Here is a 22,481-nt window from a genome sequence, read left to right as displayed (position 1 = left end):
GCACACTTATGTGCCCTGTTCGCTCTTCTTCATGCATCCTTATCGCTTCCTTCGCCTTACTCCCGCAAGCTGTTCCAGAAAGATTGAAACGCGCCTTTTTCAACTTCGAGAAATGCAGGAACATTACCGTAACGCACCAGACCTTCACCGAACAGAACCAGTGGAACCTGCGTTTTGTCTTCCAGCGTGAGATAGATGATTTTGCGATCTTCTTTGCCGTAGAGATTCTCTTCCAATTCCGGACTCGTTGCAATTGGTTTGGCAGCAGATAACGCAGAGATGAAGCTTTCCAGTGATTCATCCGCTGCTAACGGCTGAAACTGCTGCTTTCCATTGTTCCAGCTATCAAACGTCTCCCATTGTGCCGAAGTAATGTTGCCTTCGAGATGAAACTTGCCGATCAGGTCGGCACCCGTACCAATGGTGATCCCGTTGTTCTTGTCGAATAGTTGAGCATACACCTGACCATCGATTTCGGTGTAAGACATGATGCGGAAGTCCTTATCGTAGCCATTCACCGCATAGATGTCTGCTTCGCCAATGTTGGAAGCAAGCTCTGTGTATTTATCCTGACCACTCAGCTCATGGATGCCGCCAGTTGTTGTGCCAAGCTTCTCGCCACGCAGGTTGAGTGCATTTGCACCTTCAAGCAATGTTGCAGACTGTGTATAGATGTTCCCTCCATATACAACCAGTTGCATCATATCCGCCATCGCGCCTTTCCCCTGTGAATCAGGCAGCTCCATCTTCGGAATCACGACCGGATCAAATGACGCGCCCGGAGTCACCTCTGCCACCTGAGGAGTTGGTGCGCCTGGTCCATTGAATTGTTGCCACACACTCGGTGCAGCCAAGCCAATGCTGGCAGCGATAACAACACTTGCTGCGATGTATAATGGTTTACGTTGACGTTTTGGTCCCTGATGTTGCCTGTTCAAAGCTTGCTCTACCCGTTTTTTCATTTGCTCGTTTGTTCTCATATGATCCACCGCTTTCTTGTAGTTTTGTTTGAATTGTTCTTCGTTCATTGCAGTTCCTCTCCTTCCAGCTCCAGCTTTAACAGCTCTCTTCCTCGTTTTAATCTCATCTTCACCGCTGACTCGCTAATCTCCAGAATCTCGCTGATTTCCCGAATTGCATAATCTTCGTAATAATACAGATGGACCACCGATCTATACTTGAGGGGCAGTGACAGCACGAGTTCGATCAGCGCGTGATCTTCCGGGTTGTCCGTTGTAAGGGCATCGACACCCTCCAGCTTGACCTCCCGTTTGCGCCAGCCTCTGCCTAATAAGGATTTGCAATGATTGGTGATGACCCGGATCAACCATGCTTTTTGATGCTCTGCATCGTTGAATGTAGGGGCTTTTTCTATTAGTTTGATGAAGGTATCCTGAGTGGCTTCCTCCGCATCTTCCCGTCTGCCGAGGTGCACCATGGCAATCCGGAACAGCGTATCCGCGTATGTCTCGTAGACTTTCATCACATGATCGCCCAGCTGGGGCACTGATCGCTGCATGGTTGTTATGCCCTCCTTTATACCTCTAACACTCCTAAGGACGGCATTTGGTCACATTTTGTTTTGGATTTTTTTATTGTTCCATTTTTAGTTAACATGCAAAAAAAGAAAGCAGCTCCATGGAGGGAGTCGCTTTCTTCATCTTTTTCGTCTTCGTCTTTATCTTGTTATAGTCGTATATCGTTTCCCCGACTAGAACTTCTTCTGTAAAAGCTCAATATTATCTTCCAAGCTGCTGTCCAGTTCCACGCCTACCTTCTGCAGTTTGTTTTGGTAATATGTCTTCACATCATCCCATTTATAGTACGGATAGGTCTTTGTTTCAATAGGAAACGCGATTTCTTCCTCATTTCTAAGCATCTTTACGAGAACATCCTTGCCATTGGAGTACAAGATCCATTGGATGTTTGCCCCCATCGGTGAGATGACTGAGCCATTCCAGTTTTGGGTCACGTCCTGCGGTTGGTCGATACTCACATTAGCTCCAGCGATATCCAGGAATGAAGATAGTGGAATGATGGTTTCTGCGTGAGCAAAACGAAATATACTAGCCGTGTCTTTCTGCTGAATGGACTGGTCGGTAGACACGATCAACTCTTTGACCAGAGGTGCAATGATATTCTGCGGCAGATCCGTTGACGTTAAAGATGGACCTTTTTCATAGAAATCATTGATATTGTCAATACTCTCGTACCATTTCAACTGATTAGCCGTGAAATACCGCCCGAATTCGAAGTCACCTTCTCCTTTTATATTCGAAGAAATGATGTACAGTTCGTATAAATTAGAAGCAGCCTCGGTTGGGTTGCTGAGCTTCACTTTTCCTTTCTCATCCTTCAATTCAAACTCTCCAGAATTCAATCTCTGATAAAAGTCTTTAGAGAAAAATTGCAAAAGGACCTCTTTTGCATAACGCGTTCCAGTGCTCTGAGTGACATAATCCTCGTATAACTTAACCCATTCTCCATCTTCAACGTACTCATTATACTTTGTCGCTAGGTCGTAGGGCCGTAGATAGGGATCTTTCCCTTCTTCAAAGGCTGAAGCCAGAATTTCCACCTTGTTATCTCCCAAGCTTTCCTCTAATCCGTCAATAAACTGATCTCTGCTCTGCGGCGTTCGATCTTTGAAGGTTGCTTGTGCTATCACTTTTTTATCCGATGTAAAAAGTTCTTTGAAATTCTGCCCAACTCTGGCCCCTATTCCTTTCAGTTCTTCTCCACCCGTAGTGGATAACAAGCCATAATGATCTTTTTCAACCTTCATCAGATTGCCAATTTCCTTCTTCAGCTCTTTGCCCAGATTAGTGATCTGCCCGTCCTTTTCAGCGATGTCTAGCAGTTCAAATAACGTCTTGTCGTACTTGGAACTGGATAGATGCCTGGAACCATGTCTCCCTATGTAGTTGATAAATATGGGTTCATATCCAATAGGAGCTTTTGTATAACTTGTTTCCTTAAAAGGATATGGTGTTTTGGTACCCCGGTATCCCTGCTGATCGTTCATTTTTTGTCCAACAAACACCGATTGGGTGTTGTTATCCCAGTCTACCTCTTGCCCCAAGGCTTCACCAATCGCTCTTGCAGGTACATAAGTGACCCCATTGTAGAGAAATGATTCCCCTTCCACCCTTTGTCCGTTCACAACCACATTAGCTGATTGTTCGGACACTTCGATCATGCGTTTGGAGCCTGCGCCATATACGTCAAACACACTTACAGACGTTAAGATGGCGAGTGATGCTACTGAAATCCCGATTTTTTTGATCATCATAATGAATAGTTTTCTCCTTATTCCGCCTGATATTGGTTTATTTTCGCTCATCATACTATAGGTGAGAAGTGTCTGCGCAGTATCCATCCTATGTTAATTAATTGTAAAAGAATACATATAAATATTGACGTAAAATCTCATACGACAAAAAGAGCCGCTTATTTAGCGACTCTCAATCAGCATAACAGGCTATCTTGCTCCAAGAAACATGAATAAAATAGTTATCACATGTCTCGCATTATCATGGCGCCCTGTATATTTTTATATCTATCCCTGACTCCGTCGGATGACCTTCTCCAATCAACGTTTCACTGTTCAAAAAAGATAAAGCCTTGCTATCCGTAATCATTTTGGGAGAAGTGCGAAATAAAGCAGTTTTCAGCGTTTTATCAATATTTCCGTTATTTTCGATATAAATTTTGCAGGAATGACCTGTGTTGTCGGTCCCTTGGAGCATGTATCTTGCCGATAGCGTATGCGGGTCACCATTCTTCCCGATGATCTGGGTATCCACTCCTCCACCTAGCACCATTCCCTCAAAGTACTTTCCGGTTACGCTGCCTGTAAAAGTAATCATAACAACCGAATCATCTTCGCTATTCTGCAAATCAAATGATTCTTCGATGTTCACATGCACCGTAAACAATTCCTCTAATTTCACGTGTTCCCACCTCCAGTTATTTACGTGTATGACATCAGCGAATCGCTACTCACCGAAAATCCGGTGGGTCTGATGATATCTAAAACAAGTTTGTTCCATCGATTCTCAGGAATGTCGGTAAAGTAAAATACATGCTTCTCCCCAGGTGATAAATCCGGGATGTGTTCAGTAATACAATCACCGAGTTGATCAACCAGTTTAAGTATATACCCAGATATCCGATAACATGGAATGTCATTCCGGTTCTCCACGATAACTACGACTTGGGCCTTCTCCTTTTCCAACTCCACATTAAGGTTAATTGGTGAAGCTAATTGGCGTAAAGCTTCGTAAGAAGGCTTTGGCGTGCCATCTAAACTCATGGAACCATGAACCCGTTGGCGGAGCCTTCCCTCGCCTTCTTCCCCCATTTGCGTTCGATAATCGTTTAGGCTGAAGTATATGAGCGCTGCAATGGCAGGATGCTTCCGGTATTCCCTTGTGTTTTCCACCAAGATTTGTGTACGACGTTCATCCCCGCCCTCAAAAGCAGGCTCACATAGTCCATATTCAGCTACCACGAGAGGTTTATTTGGTAAACCCCTAGTCATATTTTGGATAACCTCCGGCCTGTCCAACTCCCCGTGCCATGTCCCGATATAATCGTTCCACATGACCATGTCACCTACACCCGTGGCATCTTGGGCGGGATTCTCATGCACTGTGTTAGACACATAGTTAATGAATCTCGTGTCATCCAGTCCGTGCACCAGAGATTGGAGTTCCTCAAAATACCGAACCGTAACAGTGGATTGTCCGTTCACCTCGTTGCCGATCCCCCATGCATAGATACAAGGATGATTATAGTGACGATGAACCATTTCTTGGGCATGCTTCATTGAAATATTCAACCACTCATTATTCGGATCTTGTGGTGTCTGCCAATGTGGAATCTCCTCTTGCACCAGTAAGCCGTTACGGTCACACCATTCAAGCAACTTGCTGTCCTGCTGCCAGTGAAAACGGGTAATTACACAATTCGCGTGTTTTATATGATGAAGCATCTCTTCCAACTGCGCTACCGATTCCGCCATGCCACTCATAGGGTTCGATCCTGGCATCCATTCTACCCCCATGAGACGAACCGGCTCACGGTTAAGTAACAATGTATTACCTTCTGTGCGAATCTCTCTAAATCCTACTGCTGTGCATACCTCATCTGTAAGGACACCATCCGAGTATAAAGCAATGGTTACATTGTATAGATGGGGATGATCAAAATGCCACAACTTAAGGTGCTCCACCTTGATGTCCCTAAAGCTTAGGACCTTTTTATCGCCGGACAGTTCCCATTCATTCGAAGTCAACAAGTCTCCTTCAGACGCAATCATCACCTTCAATTGGACAGATCTACACTCAGACTCTTGTACGCGCTCCCACAAACGAATCTCACCAGATAACATGCCGTATGGAGCGCGAGTTCCATCCGTAACGTCCGTGAAGTAAGGGACAGCTTGAAGTTTGGAATAGTCTATTGCGGTTCGACCGCTAACCACTAACGATACACCACGAATGATTCCTCCGTCGTCTGCCCAATCAAAGCTATTGCCCATGGGAAGAGCCGTCTGGCTATTTTCATTATTCACGGATACCACAATTCGGTTGATTGCATCAAAGGTGACTGTGTCGGAGATCTCTATAATAAATGGAGTGTAACCTGATTGAGTATGTTCTCCTGCACGTTTTCCGTTTACCCAAACCACTGCATCTCGATAAACTGCATCAAACTGTAAACGCAGTAATTTCCCTTTCCATTCCAAAGGAGCGTAAAAATCATGACTGTACCATCCCGTTCCACGGAACTCCTCCAACCCGTTTTGCACGTTCCACGTGTGGGGAATCTTAACCATTTCGCCCGAGGGTGGACCTTGTTCATACCATTGTAGTTCCATGCCCTGATTCTCGGTATCTGCCTGAAACAACCATGATTCTTCCAATGAAACTACTGTTCTAGCACTCATTCTGATTCCTCTCTTTCTCATGCTGTTTTTTTAATATGATATAGAAGACTTCTCTGTACGGCCATTCAACATCCGCTGAATGTCATGGACAATCTGGTGACAAAAAAAGATTTACATATTTCCTTCAAATCATTTAAAATGGTTTACACAATGTAAAGGTTAACAAGTTGTAAATGAAGGGGTTAATGACGTACATGAGTACATTACCAAAATCAGTTCGCTTTCCACTGTTCATTCTGATGTTAAATCTGTTTATCGCTTTATTGGGGCAAGGGATGCTCATCCCCATATTGCCGGAGTATTTGAAGCTTTTTCATGCGGGAGGCACAGTAGCAGGATTTTTAGTTGCAGCCTTCGGTGCTGCTCAATTCTTCTTTTCACCTCTCGGGGGACAACTGTCTGATCGATTTGGACGCAAAAGGTTGATCATGGCTGGTATGTTTCTGTCTGTTGTTTCAGATATCATATTTGCGCTGTCAACGTCATTGCCGTTCCTCTATGTCGCACGGTTTATCGGTGGAATCAGTCTTGGTTTAATGGTTCCTGCCAACCTCGCATATGTCGCTGATATTACAACACCAGAGACACGTGCAAAAGGCATGGGCTATTTCGGCGCAGCTATGAACTTGGGGATGGTTCTGGGACCTGGTCTGGGCGGTATCATCGCCGAGATGGACATTCGCATGCCCTATTTCTTCGCAGCGGGTCTGGGAATGATTGCTGCCCTAATGACGCTGCTATTGCCTGAGACACTTCCCCCCGAGAAAAGAACGGTCTCCATCCGTCTTCAAAACGGAGATCACTTGGGCAAGAAAATCTGGAGTTCATTTAAAGTACCCTATTTCAAATACTTGATTGTACTGCTCGTTATGACCTTTGGCCTCATGAGTTATGAGACCGTATTCGCGCTTTTTGCAGAACAAAAATACGGATTCAACGCTGCAACGATCTCCATCATTATTACTCTGGGTGCGATTATCGGTATTATTGTACAAATCTGGCTTTTGGATTGGTTCGTACAGCGAATCGGTGAAGTTAAGTTGATCCGTCTCTCCTTAATAATCACACCCATAGCTTTGTTGTTAATGTTAATTAAGGTCAACCTTGTCTTTCTGTTGTTCGCTTCTGCGTTATTCTTTGCCTTTAATTCATTTTTGCGACCTTCGGTCAGCACGTTAATATCCAAAAATGCTGGAGATCGACAAGGTTATGCATCGGGTCTGAATACGACATTTTCCAGTCTCGGAACGGTGATTGGCCCGTTGATCGCAGGACTATTGTTTGACAAAAACATAAACTTCCCGTATATTTTTGGTGCAATTATGCTACTCGCTTCTCTCGGACTTACCTTGAACGCATTTCGTTCGAAGAAAGGACAACGGTATATAAGTGAATGAAAACTGGCATCAACAATTGGGAAATAAACATCGTGATGATTTGATTGCAGCAGGTAAGGAGCTTTTTTTGAAATATGGATTGCTCCAAGTAAAGATTAAGGATGTATGCACGAAAGCTAAACTTAGTAGAGTGACATTTTATAAACATTTTCAGTCTATGGATGAGCTTCTTCTGGCCATTCAGATGCAACTGATTGAACATTTAACGGATGAGGTTAGCCGTGCATCGATGAAGGACATGAACGGGCGAGAACAACTCACGGTGATGTTGAATGCATGGGTTGTTTATGCCCAGGATCATCCAGACTACATCCGGTTTATTCAATTATTTGATATCAACTATGAGATGTATGATTTTAGTCCTGAATTAAGAGAAACATACGATCTATTCAACCAGAATGGGAAAGAAAATCATTTCCTGATGGGCGCTTTATCCCAAGGCGTTGTTGACGGCAGTATTAAGAATCCATCCCCTCCGCTTGATCTGGCTCAGTTTATCTTCACAACGATGATGGCCATGCTCCAGCGCATGGTAACTATTCGTGCTTCTCATGATCATTCATTGGATATGCGAATGACGGAGCAATTTGTGAAGATGCTGCTCCATTTTGTTTGTAGCGAAGAACTCCCCGAGTGAGGGATGGTAGATGGATCGGTGAAACCAATGGTTAGTTAAAAATAAAAAGACGGATTCCGTATGTTGGAATCCGTCTTTTTTGTCTTCATTTAAGAATGACTTAATCCGTTTGTACGGGCAACTGTCCTCCAGCTTTCAGTTGACCAAGCAAAACTTTGATCCCGGCAGACGTGTTTGGCTCCTGCTTTCCATACACTGCAAGCCCTGAACGCACGTTCTGAAGATAGATCATCTCGTAAGGGTTACCCAATGACAACAGCGTATATCGCTGATTACTCTGGTTCATCGCATTGATCAAGGATTGATACTCGCTCCATCCGAACTGGCTGGCTACATTCCGGAATTGGTAAGAAGCAAGAATGACATAATTGGCTTTGCCAATTGCCTGGAGCGTTTCATTCATTTTGTCTTGTCCAACAAGTGCAATTTCAGTCTTTAACGACAGGTTATTAGCGGCTTGCAACAGTTGTTTTTCAAGCTGTTTCGCCTGATCCTGCTCGGCTGCGACAATAACAACCCGATCGCCTTGCTGAATCTGATCCGGAAGCACACCTTCGCGGCTACTGAGTACGGTGACCGCTCGCTCTGCGATTTTCTGTTCCACCGCTCGATGCTCCTTCGATCCAATAATACCGTTAAGCTGAGTAAGCTTTTGCGCAAGAGTCTGGCTGCGTTCAAACAAACCATATTTCGCTTTCATCTCCAAGATTCGTTTCACAGATGCGTGTATGGTTTCATCCTTGATCGTTCCATTGTTCACCGCATTCACCAGCGTTTGATGGGCCGCTGCTGAATCTTTTGGCATTAGGATGATATCAACACCTGCGGAAACGGCGCGTTCTACCGATTGATTTTCCCCAAAATGCTCCGCAATTGCATTCATGGTGAAAGCATCGGAAATAATGAGACCTTCATATCCCAGCTCTCCGCGAAGAAGTCCTGTCAGTACCTTTTTCGATAAGGTGGCAGGAATCGGCACACGTTCACCGTCTTTGAGCGAAGTCACATGTTCGTTATCTATGGCAGGAAAAGCAATATGAGCGGTCATAATCATCTCTACACCATTTTTGATTGCAGCCTGAAATGGCTTTAATTCTACAGCATCCAGCCGCTCGCGATTATGAGTTAGTACCGGCATACCCAGATGGGAATCTACCTTGGTATCTCCGTGCCCAGGAAAATGCTTCACTGCCGCCATGACCCCGGATTGCTGCAAGCCCTGTATCGTTGCCAAACCAAGCCGTGTCACCAAATCCGTATCCGAGCCAAACGACCTTATACCGATGATGGGGTTATCTGGATTGCTGTTGATGTCCAGCACTGGCGCAAAATTGATCTGCAATCCCAGTGCCTTCAGCTCCTCCCCTGTCAGCTGACCAGCCGCTTCGGCAAGCGCTGCATCTCCAGTTGCACCCAGTGCCATCTGACCTGGCAGGTTCGTACCGCCTGGTATTCGCTTAATCACACCACCTTCTTGGTCAATGCTAAGAAATAGCGGTATGTCACCTGCTTCTCTTTGTATATCATGTGTGAACGTTGTAAGCTGCCTCACGTCTGCAATATTTTTGTCAAATAGAATGAGTCCACCCAAGTCCTGATCATGGATAGTGCGTTTCAGCCCCTCATTAACGGTCGTTGTCGCTTTACCATTCCATTGCCTAATGTCGGGCATAAGCATCTGACCAACTTGCTCACTTACCGTCATATAGGATATCAGTTTGTCCCAATCTTGTGTCCGAATGGCCGCTTCACGTTCGAAGCGAATCACTCTCGCCATAAATACGGCATATTCAGCGCGCGTGACAGCTTGATTTGGACGGAAAGTGGCATCCGAATAACCACCGACCAAGCCGTTTGAACTCATAATAAGAATGGGTGCTGCCGCCCAATGTTTGTCTGTATCGGTCCATTTTGCGGGATTCTTACCTTGTTCGAGTGAATATGCCCTTGTAAGGAAGGCCGCAGTCTCTGCGCGGCTAAGCGGTGCGTCCGGACGGAAGGTTCCGTTAGGGAAACCACTCGCAAGTCCATTTTTAGCAGCTATCATGATTTCTCGATGGAAAGGGTGTGTAGTTGGAACATCCGAATAGGTTGTGCCTCCCACTGCGCTCTGAAGCTGATCTGGATAAAGCTCCCGCACCATAAAAGTGACGGCTTGTGCCCGTGTCACAAGTGCCTCAGGCTTGAAAATCCCATGGCCGTATCCAGCCACTGTTCCCCGTTTCGCCATATACGTGATGCCATCCTCTGCCCACTTTGAATGCTTTAAATCAACAAACGTTTCTTCCGCAGCTGCCGATCCCACCCCTATAAGTATAGAGCCGAGAACAGCACCAATCATCGTCATCCATTTTACATGCATTTGTTTCACTCCTGTTGTTATCCTATGGATGAATAGACGCTAATACGGTATCGTTTGTTGCGTTGACATAATTCAATGAAATGATAAGCTGGCCATGACTACCCCTTCACTCCACCAATTGTCATGCCCTGTACAAAGTATTTCTGTAAGAACGGATACACCATCAGAATAGGAACACTTGCAATAATGGTCATGGTCGCTCGAATCGAGGTTGGTGTGACCGCCGTTGCATTGCTCTCGGCAGACTGATAAGCATCACTTGCTGATGAAGTCGCTGAGGTCGTCGAAGTTTGCAGAATCTTCATCAACTCATATTGCAACGTGCTTAATTCTTTATTGGAAGAGTTGTACAGGAATACATCGAACCAGGAATTCCATTGTCCCACAGCTACAAAGAGTGATACGGTTGCCATTGCGGGAATCGTTAGTGGCAGGACAACGCGGATAAATGTCGTGAACTCCCCTGCCCCGTCAATACGGGCTGACTCCAGAATACCTTCAGGAAGACCTTCAATAAATGAACGGATGACAATCATATTGAAGACACCGATTACACCCGGAATGATATATACCCAGAAGGAACCGATCAATCCAAGGTCTCGAATCAGCAGATAACCGGGGATCAACCCCCCGCTGAAGTACATGGTGAATACAAAAAACATCGTAACAAACTTGCGAAGCACAAATTCCTGACGACTAACCGTATATGCTAGCATGGCTGTACAGAAAACGGACACCACGGTTCCAATGACCGTACGCAGTGCCGAGATCAGAGTTGCGTGATATATATCGGATTCGCCAAAAATGTATTTGTAGTTGTCCAGTGTCCATACACGAGGCCATAGATATATTCCACCCCGAATGGCATCATTTGCATTGTTGAAGGATACGGCAATCATATTAGCAAAGGGATAAATCGTCACAATCATCAGACATACCATGAAGATGATGTTAATGGTGTCAAACGCTCGATCCCCGGTGCTGCTATTCCGCAAGCGGGATGTGTTTCCTTTTTGCATGGCATAGGCCTCCTTTTAGAATAGTCTGCTCTCTCCCATTTTTTTCGCTATATAGTTCGCTGAGAAAAGGAAGATGAAGCTGACCACAGTTTTGAATATGCCGGCTGCTGTACCCAAGGAAAAGTTCCCCATCCCTAATCCATATTTCAGTACAAAGATGTCCAGATTCTCCGAATAATCCATATTCATCCCGTTACCCAACAGATATTGTGGCTCGAATCCGGATTCCAGAATACTTCCCATGTTCATGATCAACAAGATCACAATAACCGGTTTCAAGCCAGGCAGCGTGATATATAACATCCGTTTGAAGCGACTGGCTCCATCAATCTCTGCAGCCTCATATTGTGCCGGATCAATTGCCGTAATCGCTGCCAGATAGATAATGGTGTTCCAGCCGACATCCTTCCAGACCTCAGTTGCCCCCAGAATACCCCAGAAGTATTCACCTTTCCCCATCCATAGTACGGGACTGTCAATTAGATGAAGCTTCATTAACAGCAGATTGATAATTCCGTCTGGTGACAGTACGGTTAACACAATGCTGGAGGCAACAACCCATGAAATAAAGTGAGGCAGATAACTGACGGTTTGCACAAAGCGTTTAAATATGACATTTTTCAGTTCATTCAACAAGAGGGCCAGTGTAATTGCTGTCACAAATCCCAACACCAGTTTAATGGAACTCATGACAAGCGTATTGCGCAGCACCCGGTAGAAGGTATTGTCTTCAAACAACGTACTAAAATGCTGCCAGCCTACCCACTGCTGATCCGAGAAGGACCTCGCCGGTTTGAAATTCTGAAAAGCCATGGTCCATCCCCATAACGGCAGGTACTTGAAGATAAAAGCCCAGATGACAAAAGGTATACACATCCAGGCAAGTGTTCGTTGTTGCACAAGACGTTTGAAGAACGAATGTGCTCTGGTTCCCTTCGGATTCGAGGCTGGCGGCATCGAGTTAAGGGAGACATTAGGTTTCTCCACGGTGAACCTGCTCCTTTCCTTTGCTGTTATTCATGCGAGGAGAAACCGGAGTTTATGCTCTTTCGTCTTCTCCTCTGCATGTACAGTTTGTTTTAAAGTGTTCGTATTACCATTTTCCTGCGACACGATCCTTCACAACTTTGGTAATCGTCGCTTCATAACCAGCTTTGTCCAATTTGTTCAATTCAGCCATGTAAGCATCCCACAGCTTATCAAAATTCGAGGGTGCTCCCAAGATCATTTCCGGTAAGTATTTACGTTGCAGATCATCCGATTTGGTGGTGAAGATCTGTTCAGGTGATCCTTGCTCAAGGGCGATGGACCATGCGGGGAACCATGGCCGCTCCTCCGGTTTGTTAAATAATTCACTAAAGGTTTGGATACCGTAGGCATCAAGGAACTTCTTGTCTCCCTCGGTGTAAGATGCAGCGGCTACTTCTGGCTGGTTGCCAGGGCTATAAGCGTTACCATCGGTTAGTGTAGATTCACCGCCATATTTCGGCCAGTCTGTGCCAAAGTAGGTGAACCCGAATTTACGGCTGAGCTCCAGATCATCATGAGCCTTGCGTTGATCTTCATTTGCATAATAAAATCGGCCCTTTTCATCCACACTGTACGTCTCGTCCTTGATGCCCCATTGCACCAGAACCTGATTCTCTTCCTTCAGCAAATTATCAAAGTATTTGATGATACGAACAGGGTCTTTGGCATTCACCGAGATACCTGTTGCATAGTTGTTGACGAAGCCGGGAGGATCAACATATTGATCCTTAATTCCTTCATCAAACACAATCGGAAGTGGTGCATAACGTTTCTCATCAATGCCTGCCGAGAGCAGGTTTTTCGAAGCGTCACCAATCTGCCAGCCATAATTGAAGTATCCTAACACACGACCCGAAGTCAGTTTGGCCAAATACTGGTCTTTGTTCATCGTAAAGGATTCGGGATCCAGCATCCCTTGAGCATTGATTTCATTTAACTTCTGAATCCATTTTTTCTGAGCATCTGTTCCCGCGACGACTTTTGCCTCATGGGTAGTCATGTCTACCATGACACTGCCATCGTTCGGATAACCGGCAAGATGCATGGCTGGATTTTGCAGTGTGAAGAAGTTATTAGCCACACCCGCAAGTGACACAAATCCGATTGTCTCTGCACCGTCGACAGTTGGATGTTTTTCCTTGTAATCCTGAATCAGATCAAAATATTCATCCAGTGTAGTGATCTTGGGATAATCAAACTCTTTGAGCACAGATCGTTGAATCCAGAAAGCTCCTCCGCCCACATTTGGACTACCTGAATACTCACCCTGATTAGCCGTATAAGGCAGTGCATAGATTTTTCCGTCTTCGGCATTTTTCATTTTATCGAAATATGGTCCATACACCCTTTTGATATTAGGTCCGTATTCCTCAATCAGATCATCCAGCGGAATATAGGCACCGGCATCCAGTAACTTGGACATCTCACCACTGGAGCTAATGACATCAGGATAGTCTCCACTCGCAATCATGACACCGGCTTTTGTAGCACTATCACCTACCAGATATTCCATCTTCCAGTCCACACCTGTCTGCTCTTGCAACGCTTTACCGATTGTTGTTTCGCTTGCCAGAGCATCCTTCTTGCCTGGAGAGAACATGTAATACGAGAACGTGACTGGACTGTTCTCATCATCACCTGTGGCTGAAGGTGATGATGACGAGTTGTTTTGACTGCACCCAGCCAGCAAAACTGTCAGTAATACAGCTAAACCTGCTGTTCTAAATTTTGGTTTTAACATGTGAATATTCCCCCGTTCCGTGTTTTCTCTTATCGATTACACTCACCATTTTCCAGCTACACGATCCTTCACTGCCTGTGTTATCGTAGCTTCGTATGTTTTCTTGTCGAGTTGATTCAATTGACTCATATATTCATTCCATGTGTTCTCGAAAGTGGAAGGTGAATCCATAATCATTTTGGGTAAATATTTCTTCTGGAGATCTTCTGCCTTGGTGATGAAAATCTGTTCAGGAGAGCCCTGCTCCAATGCAATGGACCAAGCAGGAGACCAAGGACGCTCATCCGGTGTGCTGAATAGTTCTGTGAATGTCTCCACAGCATATTTCTCTAACAACAGCTTGTCACCGTCCGTGTAACTATAGGTAGCCACTTCTGGTTGATTGCCTGGTCCATAGGCGTTGCCATCCTCCAGTACGGAGTTATTGCCGTAACGAGGCCAGCTGTAATTAAAATAGTCAAAGCCGAACTTACGACTTAATTCCGGATCTTCATGTGCCTTGCGTTGGTCATCATTTTCAAAGTAAAAGCGACCCTCATCATTCACACTATACGTCTCGTCCTCGATACCCCATTGAACCAGAATCTGGTTTTCTTCCCTGAGCAAATTATCAAAATATTTAATAATTCGCACAGGATCTTTGGCATTTACGGTAATTCCGACACCGTAGTTGTTCACAAAACCTGGCGGGTCCACATACTGGTCTTTGACACTGTCATCAAATACGATCGGTAGTGATACGTAACGTTTGTCGTCAATACCAGCCTTCTTGAGGTTGTTCGTTGCGTCTCCAACCTGCCAGGAGTAACTGAAATATCCCAGCACCCGACCGGATGTCAACTTGGCGAGATACTGATCCTGGTTCATTGTGAAGGATTCGGGATCAAACATCCCCTGTGCGTTAACCTCGCTCAGCTTCTGAATCCATTGTTTCTGATAATCAGATCCGGCTACCAGTTTGGCTTCATGGCTCTGCATATCCACCATCACACTGCCATCGTTTGGATAACCTGCCAGATGCATGGCCGGATTTAGCAGGGTGAAGAAGCTGCCCGACTCACCCGCAAGTGTGGCGAAGCCGATGGTTTCTTTTCCATCGATCTGCGGATGCTTTTGCTTGTATTGCTCAATCAAGTCAAAATATTCGTCCAGCGTTTTGATCTTGGGATAGTTGAACTCTTTTAACACAGCACGCTGAATATAAAAGCCGGTCTGAAAATTAGGCTCTGACACATAACCGATGTTGGCAGTGTATGGCAAGAAATATATCTTTCCATCCTCCTGTCTGAATTTGTCCATATAAGGCCCGTATACTCGCTTGATGTTAGGCCCGTATTGATCGATCAGTTCATCCAGCGGGATAAAAGATCCTGCATCCATCAATTTGGCCATTTCACCACTGGAGTCGATGATGTCGGGGTAATCCCCACTCGCAATCAATACACCTGCCTTGGTTGCACCGTCGCCGACCAGATATTCCATTTTCCAGTCAACGCCTGTTTGTTCCTGTAACTTCTTGCCAATGGTCGTGCTGCTTGCCAGAATGTCCTTCTTGCCACCGCCAAACGTGAAATATTTAAAGGTGACCGGGGTGTTGTCATTACTGTCAGGATAAGAGGCTTCCGGGCTGGCTTTATTACAACCTGCCAGGGTTACAGCCAGTAAAATGGCCAGACCTGTTATAATGTTTCTTTTTCTAAACATGTAGCAAATGCCCCCTTAAAGTATTGTTTGTGTCTTTAAGCCTTCTCAATATATCAAGATAGCGCTTTCAAAGTTACCCATGAAAGTGTACCTCCTACTTTGAAAAGTATATCCCTCATATTTAGTCGCCTGGCATGGCTGATGGATCAAGTGGAAGCTTAATTTGGATATGGGTTCCTTCTCCTTCCCATGTCTGGATGTCGAATGTAAAGTGATTTTTATAACAAAGTTTTAAGCGACTATACGCATTTTTCATGCCAACATGCTCTCCCATATCGGTGTTTTGATCCAGGTAACTTAACAACTCTTCCAATTTTGCATGTGACATCCCTATACCGTTATCCGTTAGTCTGATATGGAGCTGGTCATTTTCCATTGAAACGAAGAGTTGAATGATACCTACACCCGGAGATGACTCAATTCCATGAATACTTGCATTTTCAACAAAGGGAAGGATAACCATCTTGGGGATTCGGTACATCAGTACCGCAGGATCTGCCTCAATGGTATATTGAAGTTTTTCTCCAAAGCGGTATTTCTGAATTTGCAAAAAACTCTCGATGAGTTCCAATTCTTCCTTCACTGTCACATCATTCTGATTCCAACTAATTGACTTGCGAAACATCTTGGCCATGTTATGCACAATTTTGGCAGTCTCTCTCTCGCCTTTGATGAGGCTCCGCATACGTACCGACTCCAGCGTATTAAACAAAAAATGCGGGTTGATCTGACTATGGAGCGCATGAAGCTGTGCTTGTTGCTGCTTTAACTCCAGGTCTTTCTTTTGGATGTCAGCGAGATATACCTCATGAATCAGGTTATGGATCGTCTCGGTCATTCGATTAAATTCCATCGTGAGTTGACCTATTTCATCTCTTGCATCTTCAGGCGGAATCGTCTGGAAATTCTGTGTTTTTACTTTTTTCATATGTTTCAGAATGCGCACCAGCCTGACATGGATGGTTCTGGACATAGCCGCGATGATAATAGAAGGCAGGACAAAATTAATGCAAGCCAGCCATACGACGAAGGAACGGGACTTCCGCACCTCCTTCAACACAATTTCTTCATCCATCACCCCTTGCAGGGACCACCCTTCCAGATAGTTAATGCCTGTATACGTAAGTTCAAAGGGAATCATTTTGTTCGGAAACTGGATCTCGCTGTAACGTTTCCCTATCTGAGCTTCTTCTGCTGTAGGATCATTTGAAAATTGGATGTGTCCCCCCGGATCAAGAAGATACACTTTTCCATCAAATCCGCTGTTGTGGAAATACTGCTTGATCATATCCATATTCAGGTCAATTTTAAGTAACTGCTCTCTCCCCCCAGTGTCCAGATTGTCGAGCCTTTGAACCAGGCTTAACATCTGATCCGATGAGATCAGTGCCGGATAAGGGGCGGAGTATGCCTGAAATTGAACGTACCAGTCCGAGTTGCGGACATCGTCAGTTAAACGATCAATATAACCGGAAGATAAAATGGTAGAATTATCGGTATACACTTGATACCAGCGAATTCCCTGATTCATTTGACCGGAGAATTGCCCTTTTAAATAGGAATTATAAGCGTCAATGTACTCAAAATGACTTTGAAATGAACGGGAGATGGTGTCGTTGAATACAGGGTCAGTATATAACGAATAAGAGAGACCGACGCCCTGATCAATGGTTACCCGCAGGTCGTTCTTCAGATTGTTCAAGGCCATGCCGGCATCACGAGTTTTCTGACTACGAATATTGGCGGATGTGACATTGTAGAACACCACATTGGTAACAACGATGGGAATAAACACAGATAAGACATACATGAGCAGTAGCTTATCTCGAAGCTTCATGTAATTCAGGTTCCATCTTGGCATTGTGCACCTCGCTGCTCATTTCCCATAAGGAGATTGCGATACTCTGTAGGCGATAACTTAACAAGTTTCTCAAACTGGGTTACAAAATAGTCCGCATTCTGAAATCCTACGCGTGCAGCAACCTCGTACATTCTCAGATCCGTCTGGCGCAGTAACTTCTTCGCCTCATGAATCCGCAGGTTCAGCAGATAGTCATTAAAGTATTGATTGTAGCTTTTGCGGAATAATCGCCCAAGATAGACGGGATTCATATAGAAGAGCGCAGCAATGCTTTTGAGATTGATGTTCTCGGTATAATTTGCATCAATATACCGTTTGATCTTGCTGATATCCCCTTTGGATCGCTCCATCCGCAGTTGAGAGACATAATCCTCGGCTTCCTCCAGCGCGGTGAGAAAAGCATTCTTCAATAGTCGTAAATTCCAACCTTCATGACTTTGTTGTGCCAGCTCCTTCAGCTGCTGCAACCCTTCATCATTACCACCCATTTCGTGGACCACAGCGAGAATACCCGTTATACAACGCAAAAGAGAACCCGATACAGCCTGAGGAGAAAACCGATTCATATGAAACAATTTGAATTTCTCTTCTACAATCTTGTGGTAAGCAGGCCTATTCCCCTCTTCCAGGCTTAAAATTAAGTGATCCACCTCGTCCTGGTATACATTGAAAACAAACAGCGATTTGTCCTTGATCTCCGTATAACGTACGACACCACCAGTTTCAGCATATTTATGCTTGGCTGCTTCTTCAGCCGCCATAAGGGATTGTGGGACATCACCAATTTCTTTGACGAGTGTTCCTGCATAAAGACCGATATCCAGGTTAAACCTTTTGCTCAGTGTTATATGAATATTATGCAGTTTATCCTGTAACGCCAAGCCCCCTTGATGATGATCAGGCCACAACAGTAATAAAGCAAACGTCCCGCGTTGTTGCTCACTGATGAACATTTTGCATAAATTACTCTCCAGAGAATGTACTGCTTCACGCAGCTGTTCAATGGTAATTTTAATTTCATCTAATCCGGTCTGAAGTTCAATCAAAGTCATGAGCAGACTGGAGTTACGATTGATCCCAAGCATCTCGGCATATCGATGTTCATCTTCCTTCTGTACATGGCCTTTGATCACATCCTCCAGCATGATGTTACTCGCCTGCCCCTCAGCCAAAAGAATATGTTTTCTTTTATTGCAAATCAGATTAGCGGACTTCTGCAACGTCGCTGTCAGTTCTTCATCATCAATAGGCTTGAGGATATAGTCATGAACGCCGTACCTGATTGCCTGCTGTGCATATTTGAAGTCATGATAACCACTGATGATAATGAACACAGGTTCCAGATGTGGCATTTTCTCAACGGCACGTATCAGTTCCAGTCCATCCAGGATTGGCATACGGATATCTGTTATAATCACGTCTGGTTGCAGGTATTCAATCAGATTTAATGCCTCTGCACCGTTCTCTGCCTCTCCGATAATCTCCATGTTAAGATCCATCCAATTTATGAGTTCATACAGCCCCTTTCGTACATACATCTCGTCATCTACCAGTAATACTTTTAACATACCGTGTGTCCCCTTTCCTCCAACGAAAATAAACCGCCGGTAGCATGTCTCCCTATCGGCGGTATCTAATATGGTGACTGTTGTAGTTATTGCAAAATAAATTCATACAGGTCGCGCATAATCCCAATAGTCGCCAACAAGGCCTTCGATGATCGATCCACTGGCCCATGGCATCAGGCAAAACCAGGTGCTGGCTGGTGTACCATCCGCATATTTTTCAGTGACCAGTCCTTCCGAATGACAGAAGCGTTCAGACATCCATCCTTTTTTGCCATAGCCGAATTCTTGATCATAACGATTATAGGTCTGACACCCCCACCCGATGGTATCCATCTTACGTTGGCGAACATAATTGTCTTCCCGTTGTCCAACATAATACAACAGCTCATCCACTAGATTGCTTGACATGGGGTGAATATGCGGATTAGCTACTGAAGTAACACTTCCCCCGGAACTGGACCAGCCTAATGTACTGAGTGGCGGAATTTTAATAGGTGAGTTGTAACAAAATTTGAAGCTGAATTCATAACTGATCGCATCTCTCATGTGATCCAGATACAGCTCGTCACCGGTCAACGCGTGCAGAAACCGAACAGCTTTGATGTACGCCAGAATGCCTTCCGAATCAACAGCTTTGTCCGCATCGAGCGGAGCGCCGTAACATTCCATGTGTTGCACATAGGTGTTGTAATAGTGGGCTTCACTGCGTCTGAGCTCTTCCAGAGAAGATTCATCATGGGTTAACCAACAGTAATATGCCCTGGCAGCAAGACACCAGACTCCACTAAAAGCATCATATTCAAGACCTGCTCCGGTCCGCTCTGACAAAATGGTGGGATATTCTCCATCCGTATTCTTCGTGCACTCCAGACGATCAAGTATTGGTTTGACGTAAGCAAGCCAATCATCGTGTCTCACATTTCGAATGCGCTTCTCATAATCGTAGCTTTTCAGAATGTAGAACATCGCTTGAGCTACAAGGTAAGAGGAATGTCCTGGGGTACGCATGCCGTCGAACCACCAGCCTTTAACACTCCATATCCCATCCTGATAGGCGTCATATGGAAGTCCGGATTCGGGATTCATGGCATTCTCGATAATATTGGTAATGCAGGATAATGCCTGCTGTCGCATGGGCTCATTATCCAGTCGCAATGCAGCCATAAGCATTGGTGCAGCGATGGTCATACCATTTGTCCAACTGATTGAAATAATTTTGTTGTATCGGTAGCCACTGGTTTCAGCAGCATCTTCATATACAAATGTAGAATAATGATGATCCTCCGGAAGCCAGGCATACTCATAGATGGCATTGGACAAATCTGTTACCGTTGTCTGAATGTCACTTCCTTCTCTTGGTTTTTCGTGATACCTCTTATAGATTGTTTCCAGTGCTGGATTGATGCCCAGTTCTGATTCAGACTCGTAGTTATATAGTTCAAGTGTGAGCCCAACCGATTCACCTGCCGCAAGTTCAAAGCAATTTTCTCCAAGGGCAGCTCGTTCATGGACAAGTCTGGATTTGATAAATAACAACGGAGCATTCTCATATCCCAACGTATATCCGACCGTACCCTTTTCAATAGAACATGTGAATCCCCCATATTGCACAAAGTTTCCTTCCATTTCTGGATACCATTGCTGCTTCTGGTTTCCTGTATTGATCCAGTAGGGACTTGCGCTTAGACCAACAATCCGACCTTCATCATAGATAAGTGCAGCTGGATGAGACAGACGATCACTTCGGACCATCCACCAAGGTGATGAAGGACGAGAGCGCTTGCCCTCCCTTAGTCTGGGGAACTCATTTGGGACATTCTGGGGTGCTTCGCCCCGGTTGCGGCCATACATAAATGCAGGCAAAAAAAACCTCGGATTCTGTTTGTCCAACGGCATTTCCACATGAATAACCCCTGCCCAAGCATTCTGGCCCTCGTTGTAAATCTGAATGTCGGCTTGCCATGGGTCTTCTGCACTGCCGTGCCCGCTTGTTACTTTTACGTCAGCCTTGAGAGCATGCTTATTCAATGCCGTGTACTCTACGTTGTCCTGCACTCTACTTCTAGCCGTGAAAATCAGATCCATCTTTTCCTCCAATCGCGTTGTACACACTCGTGTGGAAACGCTTGCAATTATGTATCCTTCATGCTAGGATGGTTACATTTTATAGGTTCACGTCTGCAATTTCATTGCACAAGCGGCTATATTTATTGCGCGAAACGACAAGGAGGTCATATATCTGATATGAATGAGACTTCAGAATACCTGTTTGATCCAATCCAGAATGAGCTGTTGTACCTTCATCGCACCACCACGTATAATATGGGAACGTTTTATCATCGACATAATGCATATGAACTCTACTTATTTCTACGTGGCAATGTAAACTTCTATATTGAGAACCGTTGTTACCATTTGCAACGTGGCGATCTGCTCGTTCTTAGCCCGGAGGAGATGCACCGTTCCTTTGCCTTGGACAAAAACGAATATGAGAGAATTACCATAAATCTGAAAAAGTCATATCTGAACCGCTTGTCTACTTCTAGCACCAACTTATCCGCATGTTTCGACTACCGTCCCAAGGGTAAGGGTAATATCGTACATCTTGAAGAGGAGGAGCTTCAACAAGTGCTGCAATTAGCTGGCGAGCTTGAACAGTGTCTCTCATCAAGTGATTATGGAGCAGATATTCTGGGGAATATTTTGATTACACAGCTACTTCTTCTAACGAATCTAACTTTTCAAAATACGGATTTTGTTGCAACGGATATTATGCCTGAACTAGTTCGAAATACGATGGGTTACATTGAATGTAATCTGACGAGGCAACTGACGCTGGAAGAATTGGCAGAGGCGATGTTCACGAATAGCAGCTATATTAGTCGACAATTCAAAAAGCATACCGGACTCACGATTCGAGCATACATTCTTAGTCGCCGTATAGAGCTGTCGAAATCTTATTTAATCGAAGGTTTAAGTATTACAGAGGCCTGTTATCAATCCGGTTTTGGAGATTACGCCAATTTTATTCGCACCTTCACCAAGCAGGTCGGCACTTCACCTGGTAAATTTGTTAAATATGGAAGTCTTCTTTAAACATTGCATTGAGCAAGAACACGCCACCTCTTGCCTATATCTTATCTCAGCAAATAAAAAGAGCAAATACCGGCTATTTTGTCAGCCGGTATTCGCTCAGGTAATCGGTAATTT

Annotated in this window: 16 protein-coding genes; 3 read left to right on the top strand and 13 right to left on the bottom strand. The window is 44.8% G+C overall.

The genetic code is table 11. From position 1 onward, the window contains the following. Positions 1-56: 56 nt before the first annotated feature. The 5 genes from MHB85_RS15120 to MHB85_RS15100 form a co-directional block, all read right to left on the bottom strand. Complete coding sequence (locus MHB85_RS15120) at positions 57-1,028, bottom strand: hypothetical protein (protein ID WP_341073169.1); 972 nt, start codon at positions 1,026-1,028, stop codon at positions 57-59. Next, positions 1,025-1,519, bottom strand: coding sequence for an RNA polymerase sigma factor (locus MHB85_RS15115; RefSeq protein ID WP_192131587.1), 495 nt, complete (start codon positions 1,517-1,519; stop codon positions 1,025-1,027). The genes MHB85_RS15120 and MHB85_RS15115 overlap by 4 nt, the downstream gene beginning before the upstream one ends. 192 nt (positions 1,520-1,711) lie before the next feature. Continuing rightward, positions 1,712-3,292 (bottom strand): histidine-type phosphatase, encoded by a 1,581-nt coding sequence (locus tag MHB85_RS15110; RefSeq protein WP_341073168.1) that lies wholly within the window; start codon positions 3,290-3,292, stop codon positions 1,712-1,714. A 241-nt stretch (positions 3,293-3,533) separates the two neighbouring features. Continuing rightward, positions 3,534-3,953, bottom strand: a complete 420-nt coding sequence (locus MHB85_RS15105; protein WP_192131591.1) for a DUF3237 family protein — start codon at positions 3,951-3,953, stop codon at positions 3,534-3,536. Positions 3,954-3,973: 20 nt separating this feature from the next. Beyond that, on the bottom strand, positions 3,974-5,953 hold the full coding sequence (locus tag MHB85_RS15100) for a glycoside hydrolase family 2 protein (protein WP_192131593.1): 1,980 nt from the start codon (positions 5,951-5,953) through the stop codon (positions 3,974-3,976). 194 nt (positions 5,954-6,147) lie between these two features. On the opposite strand from MHB85_RS15100, the gene MHB85_RS15095 reads away from it, so the two are divergent. Together MHB85_RS15095 and MHB85_RS15090 are read left to right on the top strand one after the other, a co-directional pair. Then, positions 6,148-7,350, top strand: coding sequence for an MFS transporter (locus MHB85_RS15095; RefSeq protein ID WP_192131595.1), 1,203 nt, complete (start codon positions 6,148-6,150; stop codon positions 7,348-7,350). After that, a complete protein-coding gene (locus MHB85_RS15090) occupies positions 7,343-7,987 on the top strand; it encodes a TetR/AcrR family transcriptional regulator (RefSeq protein ID WP_105598743.1) in 645 nt (214 codons plus the stop codon). Before MHB85_RS15095 ends, MHB85_RS15090 begins: the two co-directional genes overlap by 8 nt. Before the next feature lie 100 nt (positions 7,988-8,087). Here MHB85_RS15090 and MHB85_RS15085 read toward each other — a convergent pair whose 3' ends face one another. The 8 genes from MHB85_RS15085 to MHB85_RS15050 form a co-directional block, all read right to left on the bottom strand. Further along, entirely contained in the window at positions 8,088-10,349 is a 2,262-nt protein-coding gene (locus MHB85_RS15085) for a glycoside hydrolase family 3 N-terminal domain-containing protein (RefSeq protein ID WP_105598742.1), read from the bottom strand. A 98-nt stretch (positions 10,350-10,447) separates the two neighbouring features. Next, on the bottom strand, positions 10,448-11,368 hold the full coding sequence (locus MHB85_RS15080) for a carbohydrate ABC transporter permease (RefSeq protein ID WP_105598741.1): 921 nt from the start codon (positions 11,366-11,368) through the stop codon (positions 10,448-10,450). A gap of 15 nt (positions 11,369-11,383) precedes the next feature. Next, the gene (locus MHB85_RS15075; RefSeq protein ID WP_197997708.1) at positions 11,384-12,325 is read right to left on the bottom strand and encodes an ABC transporter permease; all 942 of its coding nucleotides are present in this window, start codon (positions 12,323-12,325) and stop codon (positions 11,384-11,386) included. A gap of 136 nt (positions 12,326-12,461) precedes the next feature. Next, a complete protein-coding gene (locus tag MHB85_RS15070; protein ID WP_105598740.1) occupies positions 12,462-14,138 on the bottom strand; it encodes an ABC transporter substrate-binding protein in 1,677 nt (558 codons plus the stop codon). A gap of 42 nt (positions 14,139-14,180) precedes the next feature. Continuing rightward, positions 14,181-15,842 carry an ABC transporter substrate-binding protein gene (locus MHB85_RS15065; protein ID WP_341073167.1) on the bottom strand — a complete coding sequence of 554 codons (1,662 nt, stop codon included), beginning with the start codon at positions 15,840-15,842 and terminating at the stop codon, positions 14,181-14,183. A gap of 121 nt (positions 15,843-15,963) precedes the next feature. Then, a complete protein-coding gene (locus MHB85_RS15060) occupies positions 15,964-17,703 on the bottom strand; it encodes a sensor histidine kinase (RefSeq protein ID WP_105598738.1) in 1,740 nt (579 codons plus the stop codon). Continuing rightward, entirely contained in the window at positions 17,685-19,271 is a 1,587-nt protein-coding gene (locus tag MHB85_RS15055; RefSeq protein WP_105598737.1) for a response regulator, read from the bottom strand. The genes MHB85_RS15060 and MHB85_RS15055 overlap by 19 nt, the downstream gene beginning before the upstream one ends. Before the next feature lie 102 nt (positions 19,272-19,373). Further along, positions 19,374-21,356: a hypothetical protein gene (locus tag MHB85_RS15050; RefSeq protein WP_105598736.1), complete on the bottom strand. Its 1,983-nt coding sequence runs from the start codon at positions 21,354-21,356 to the stop codon at positions 19,374-19,376. Between the two features lie 159 nt (positions 21,357-21,515). Between MHB85_RS15050 and MHB85_RS15045 the strand changes: the two genes are divergently transcribed. Beyond that, entirely contained in the window at positions 21,516-22,367 is an 852-nt protein-coding gene (locus tag MHB85_RS15045; RefSeq protein WP_105598735.1) for an AraC family transcriptional regulator, read from the top strand. Positions 22,368-22,481: the final 114 nt, after the last annotated feature.

It is taken from the genome of Paenibacillus sp. FSL K6-4396, assembly GCF_038002525.1.
Classification (GTDB): domain Bacteria; phylum Bacillota; class Bacilli; order Paenibacillales; family Paenibacillaceae; genus Paenibacillus; species Paenibacillus amylolyticus_B.
Note: the sequence above shows the minus strand (reverse complement) of the source record. Positions and strands in the feature narration are given on the sequence as shown.

What these genes read in the sequence shown, in the direction of transcription:
- MHB85_RS15065 (WP_341073167.1), bottom strand. Translation starts at nt 15,842, where the DNA reads ATGTTTAGAAAAAGAAACATTATAACAGGTCTGGCCATTTTACTGGCT.
- MHB85_RS15080 (WP_105598741.1), bottom strand. Translation starts at nt 11,368, where the DNA reads ATGCAAAAAGGAAACACATCCCGCTTGCGGAATAGCAGCACCGGGGAT.
- MHB85_RS15075 (WP_197997708.1), bottom strand. Translation starts at nt 12,325, where the DNA reads ATGCCGCCAGCCTCGAATCCGAAGGGAACCAGAGCACATTCGTTCTTC.
- MHB85_RS15095 (WP_192131595.1), top strand. Translation starts at nt 6,148, where the DNA reads ATGAGTACATTACCAAAATCAGTTCGCTTTCCACTGTTCATTCTGATG.
- MHB85_RS15115 (WP_192131587.1), bottom strand. Translation starts at nt 1,519, where the DNA reads ATGCAGCGATCAGTGCCCCAGCTGGGCGATCATGTGATGAAAGTCTAC.
- MHB85_RS15060 (WP_105598738.1), bottom strand. Translation starts at nt 17,703, where the DNA reads ATGCCAAGATGGAACCTGAATTACATGAAGCTTCGAGATAAGCTACTG.
- MHB85_RS15070 (WP_105598740.1), bottom strand. Translation starts at nt 14,138, where the DNA reads ATGTTAAAACCAAAATTTAGAACAGCAGGTTTAGCTGTATTACTGACA.
- MHB85_RS15085 (WP_105598742.1), bottom strand. Translation starts at nt 10,349, where the DNA reads ATGCATGTAAAATGGATGACGATGATTGGTGCTGTTCTCGGCTCTATA.
- MHB85_RS15110 (WP_341073168.1), bottom strand. Translation starts at nt 3,292, where the DNA reads ATGATGATCAAAAAAATCGGGATTTCAGTAGCATCACTCGCCATCTTA.
- MHB85_RS15050 (WP_105598736.1), bottom strand. Translation starts at nt 21,356, where the DNA reads ATGGATCTGATTTTCACGGCTAGAAGTAGAGTGCAGGACAACGTAGAG.
- MHB85_RS15045 (WP_105598735.1), top strand. Translation starts at nt 21,516, where the DNA reads ATGAATGAGACTTCAGAATACCTGTTTGATCCAATCCAGAATGAGCTG.
- MHB85_RS15100 (WP_192131593.1), bottom strand. Translation starts at nt 5,953, where the DNA reads ATGAGTGCTAGAACAGTAGTTTCATTGGAAGAATCATGGTTGTTTCAG.
- MHB85_RS15120 (WP_341073169.1), bottom strand. Translation starts at nt 1,028, where the DNA reads ATGAACGAAGAACAATTCAAACAAAACTACAAGAAAGCGGTGGATCAT.
- MHB85_RS15055 (WP_105598737.1), bottom strand. Translation starts at nt 19,271, where the DNA reads ATGTTAAAAGTATTACTGGTAGATGACGAGATGTATGTACGAAAGGGG.